6 protein-coding genes are annotated in these 4314 nt (G+C 71.4%); all 6 read right to left on the bottom strand.

All coding sequences use genetic code 11. The annotated features are described in order from the left end of the window. Nucleotides 1–239, bottom strand: a 239-nt coding sequence (locus AB0G02_RS30070; RefSeq protein ID WP_360800555.1) for a 1-deoxy-D-xylulose-5-phosphate synthase N-terminal domain-containing protein, incomplete at its 3' end; no start/stop codon positions are given. Beyond that, nucleotides 236–1501 (bottom strand): DegT/DnrJ/EryC1/StrS family aminotransferase, encoded by a 1266-nt coding sequence (locus tag AB0G02_RS30065; protein ID WP_360800552.1) that lies wholly within the window; start codon nt 1499–1501, stop codon nt 236–238. The genes AB0G02_RS30070 and AB0G02_RS30065, both read right to left, overlap by 4 nt. Then, the gene (locus AB0G02_RS30060; protein WP_360800549.1) at nt 1498–2565 is read right to left on the bottom strand and encodes a BtrH N-terminal domain-containing protein; all 1068 of its coding nucleotides are present in this window, start codon (nt 2563–2565) and stop codon (nt 1498–1500) included. The genes AB0G02_RS30065 and AB0G02_RS30060 overlap by 4 nt, the downstream gene beginning before the upstream one ends. Further along, a complete protein-coding gene (locus AB0G02_RS30055; RefSeq protein ID WP_360800546.1) occupies nt 2552–3133 on the bottom strand; it encodes a hypothetical protein in 582 nt (193 codons plus the stop codon). Before AB0G02_RS30055 ends, AB0G02_RS30060 begins: the two co-directional genes overlap by 14 nt. Further along, a complete protein-coding gene (locus tag AB0G02_RS30050) occupies nt 3130–3663 on the bottom strand; it encodes a GNAT family N-acetyltransferase (protein ID WP_360800543.1) in 534 nt (177 codons plus the stop codon). Before AB0G02_RS30050 ends, AB0G02_RS30055 begins: the two co-directional genes overlap by 4 nt. Nucleotides 3664–3751: 88 nt before the next feature. Beyond that, a partial coding sequence (locus AB0G02_RS30045; protein ID WP_360800539.1) for a cytochrome P450 occupies nt 3752–4314 on the bottom strand: 563 nt, incomplete at its 5' end.

The raw sequence follows: 4314 nt of genomic DNA, 5'->3' as shown, positions 1-4314 counted from the left end.
AGGGCCATCGCGGAGTGGCCCTTGCTCAGGACGAAGACGTCGCGCCCCTTGCGCTCGGGGTCGTCCGGGTCCACGTGCATGGCGTGGAAGTACAGCGCCACCAGGATCTCGACGGCCGACATCGAGCCGCCCAGGTGACCGCCCTCCGGCCCGGCGCACATCTCGACCACGTGGTCGCGGACGGCGGCCGCGACCACTTCGAGGTCTTCCCGGGGCGACCCGTGCCCGGCCGCGGTCACGCGGTCACGCCTTCCGCGGAGCGGCTGAGCGCGGCGGCGTGCGCCCAGACCTTCTCCACCACGTCGGCGAAGGACTGGAGCAGCGGTCCGGCGTCGGGCGGCAGGTGCCGCTGCTGGATGGTGAAGCTCCGGTCGACGACGTCCTGCGCCACCGGCCAGGACCCGCGTTCCTGGCGGCAGAGGGACCGCAGCGCGGGCTGCTCGGGGAGCACCATCACCTGGTAGCGGGTGGCGGGCAGTCCCTCGGCGCGCAGCGCACGCATCAGCAGGGTCCTCGCCCTGTCGGTCGGCACGCCGGGGAGGAGCCGCTCCAGGTCGACGACGAACCGCAGGATGTGCCACGCGTGCTCGTACCCGTCCGGCTCCGACGGGCACACGAGGCCGTCGAGGTCCCGCAGCCGGGTCAGGAACGCGGCGACGTTGTCCCGGCGCGCGGCGTGGTACTCCGCGAAGCGGGTGAGCTGGCTGGAGGTGTAGGCCGCTTGGACGTTGTTCAGCTTCGCGTTGAAACCCAGCCGGTGGCTCACGTACCGCCGAGGGCGGTCCGGCCGGATGTCCTCCCCGAACTGGCGGAGCTGGACGATGCTGTCCGCGATCCGGTCGTCATCGGTCACGACGAGGCCGCCTTCGCCGCAGGTGGGCAGGTTCTTCGTCATCTGCAGGCTGAACGTGGCCGTGTTGCCCGACGCGCCGCACGGGGTGCCCCGGTACACGGCTCCCTGGGCCTGGGCGGCGTCCTCGATCACCACGCAGCCGTGCCGGAGCGCGGTCTCGGTGATCGCGGCGATGTCGGCGCTCAGGCCGTGCAGGTGCACCGGGATGACCGCCTTGGTCCGCTCCGTGATGACCGCGGCCACGCCCGCGGCGGTCACCGTGAACGTGACGGGGTCGATGTCGGCGTACACGGGGGTCGCGCCGACGTGGGTCACGGCCATCGCCGTCGCCACGAAGGTCAGCGCTGGGACCACGACCTCGTCGCCGGGGCCGATCCCGTGGGCGATAAGCGCCAGTTCGAGGGCGGTGGTGCCGTTGCTGACGCCGACGCAGCGGCGCACGCCCAGGAACTCGGCCCAGGACCGCTCCAGCTCCTCGACCGCGGTCCGCCCGCCGGTCCGGTCGGAGACGAACAGGTTCGAGTCCAGCACCGCGGCCACCGCCGCGCGGTCCTCGGCCGTCGTCCGCGGCCAGGTCACCGGCGCCAACGACGGCAGCACCGGTTCACCGCCCATCAGCGCCAGCCCGCCACCCGACCCGTCAGTCATCGGACACCCGTCCACACCCTGGACAACGCCAGTCGCCACTCGACCGCCAGCTGCTCGTAGGCCTGCACCAGCTCCTCGCCGCGCCGCAGGACCAGCGCCGGAACGCCGGTCAGCGCGGCCGCGTGCGCGCACAGCAACCGCAGGTTCGACCAGGCCGACACGACCCGGTCCGCGGCGGTCGCGATCCCGGACAGGTCGGGCGAGCCCGACCGGTGCCCGAACTCCTGCGCGAGGCGCCCGTGCAGGTACGCCTGCGCCTGCATCGACCAGCCGAACGTGTACGCGGGCTGCAACTCGGCGGGGTGCTCGCTGCGCTCGTCCAGCCGCCCCACGAAGCGGTGCAGCCCGGCCCGGCCGGTCCACACGCGGTCCGCGTCGCCGGCCGTGCCGGTGGTCCACCGGTCGACGTTGCCCTCGATCGCCCGCACGACCCGGTCCGCGGTGAGCTCACCCGGTTGCTCGCGCACCTGCGTCGTCAGCACCCGGCCGCCGATCTCCTGGCTGGAGAAGAACACGTCCTGGTCGTCGCGCGGGTTGCCGGAGGTCCACGCCCTCACCAGGTGCTCCTCGGCCAGCCACCCCTGGAAGTGCGGTGGTTGCGCGTCGGAGACGTAGAACTCCAGGGCGCCCTCGGCCGTCCGGCGCCAGGCGGGGACGACGACGAGGTGCGCGGCGTGCACGTCGTGGTACGCCGGGCGGAAGGGCAGGTGGTAGTTGTCCACGGCGACGATGACGCGCGAGTGCTCCTCGACGAGGTCGACCAGGTCACCGGCGCCCGTTCCCGTCACCCACGCGGATTCGACGTCGTGGTAGGGGCACAGGTCGGCGGCCACGCCGCGTTCGCTCTGCGCCGGGCGGTAGAACTCCTCGCGCATGACGTCGTCGGGCGCGAACGCGAACGCGCAGGCGAGGCCGAGCACCTCGACCGGACGCAGACCGTGCTCGATCAGGACGCTGCCCAGCGTCGTCTGCAAGCAGCTCAGCGGGTCTTCGTACCACTGCGGGTAGGTGCCTGCGGCACCGTTCCAGCGCGTCCCGGCTGCCGAGTGGCTAGTCGTCGTCATCGTGACCGCCTTCCTGCCCCGCGCCCTGGCCGGCGAGGGTCATGGCGAAGAGGTGGACGGCGGGGTTCTCGGGCAGCGAGATGGCGCCGAGCGGCCGCCGCCGGGTGATCGGCACGCGCTGGCACCAGAGCGTGATCCCGATCCGTTCCTGCACGTGGTGCGGGTAGTGGATGACGTCGGTGCGCAGCGCGAGCTCCTCGCCGTAGTCCGACCTGCCCTCCCAGAGGTCGGAGAGCTCGATCTCGTCCCGGCCCACCGACCCGTCGCAGAAGTGCCAGGTGAGGGTGTCCCGCACGCGCCTCTCGCCGCAGCCGATGACGTACAGCCAGTCCCACCGCCGCTCGGGGACCTCGATCCGCTGCCCCCAGCACACCAGGTTGTCCGGACCGCTCCCGTCCAGTCGCGTGCTGCGCAGGGGCACCCCGTCCACGACGACCTCCAGCGGCTCCGGCAGGGCCGGGAGCGAGTTCCGCCAGACGTTTAATCGTCCGTCCGCGAGGTTGTCCGGTCTGGTCGCGGCCTGGTTGTTCAGGAAGGGCTCCAGCACGAGCACCTGGTGAATGGTCACCGCAGTTCCTTTCGAATCAGCGCCCTGTGCTGCAGCCTCGTTTCGACTACGGAGAACCCGCAGGCCTCGAAGGTGGTCACGCGGCCGTGGAAGCTTCGGCGGTCGAACCCGGAATTCGGATCCCGATCGTCCTCCGGATAGGCCTCGATCAATTCCGCCCCCTCGGCCCGCGCCCATTCCACCGCCCGGTCGACGAGCACCTTGACCAGGCCCCGACCCCGGTGCTCCGGCCGGAGGTAGACGCAGACGACGGACCAGATGCGCTCCGGTTCGTCGCCCTTGAGCATCTTCGCCACCCTCGCCTGCTTCAGCCTCGGGAAGTTCAGCCGCGGACCGACGCCGATCCAGCCGACGGGCACGTCGTCGACGGTGCCGAGGACGCCCACCCGTTCGCCCGCACCGACCAGCCCGGCGAGCGCGTCCCGGCGTGCGGGCGGACGGCACGAGGAATACTCCTTCGACGTCATCCGGAAATAGGTGCACCAGCAGTTCTCGACGAGTCCCCGCGGACCGAAGAACTCGTCCAGCACCGGCCAATCACCCGGCCCGACCACCGTCGTCACCAGCTCACCCATGAGTCCCCGCTTCCCGATCGTCGCCTCGGTCGCCACCGCGCACCTATTTCCAGGTGACGTGCAGCGGCAGGCTAACGACACCGTTCAGGAAGTTCGAGACCAGGTGCTTGGGCTCACCCGAAAGTGAAAAGGACTGCACGTTCTCCCGCCAGAGGTCGAAGAACGTCTTCAGGCCGGCCACGGCGACGTGCTGCCCGATGCACCGGTGCACGCCGAGGCCGAAGGCGAGGTGCTGGTTCGGGGACCGGTCGGGGAGGAAGTCGTACGGCTTGGCGAACACCTCGTCGTCCCGGTTGGCCGAACCGAGCCAGGCGGTGACCAGCGATCCGGCGGGCACGTCGGTCCCGGCCACCCTGGTGTCCGCGGTGGTGCGCCGCAGGACGTGGTTGATCGGGCTGGCCCAGCGGAGCGCCTCGTCGACGAACCGCTGGTCGGTCTGCTCCTGACGGGTGAACCAGGACCACAGCCCGTCGTCGCCGGCCAGCAGGATCAGCGCCTGGTTGATCGTCTGCGGGATGGTCGGGTTGGCGCCCATGAGGAACGCGTACGCGTTGAGCAGCGGCACGTCCCGCGCCGGGTCGGCCACGACGTCCGCCGTGGCCGAGC

Origin of the sequence: Actinosynnema sp. NPDC023658 (assembly GCF_040639995.1) — a bacterium.
In the GTDB taxonomy this organism is placed as follows: Bacteria; Actinomycetota; Actinomycetes; order Mycobacteriales; family Pseudonocardiaceae; genus Actinosynnema.
This window is presented reverse-complemented; position numbering and strand designations above follow the sequence as displayed.

Bases quoted from the DNA above. Each gene is read 5' to 3' on its own strand.
- AB0G02_RS30065 (WP_360800552.1), bottom strand. From the start codon at position 1,501: ATGACTGACGGGTCGGGTGGCGGGCTGGCGCTGATGGGCGGTGAACCG.
- AB0G02_RS30060 (WP_360800549.1), bottom strand. From the start codon at position 2,565: ATGACGACGACTAGCCACTCGGCAGCCGGGACGCGCTGGAACGGTGCC.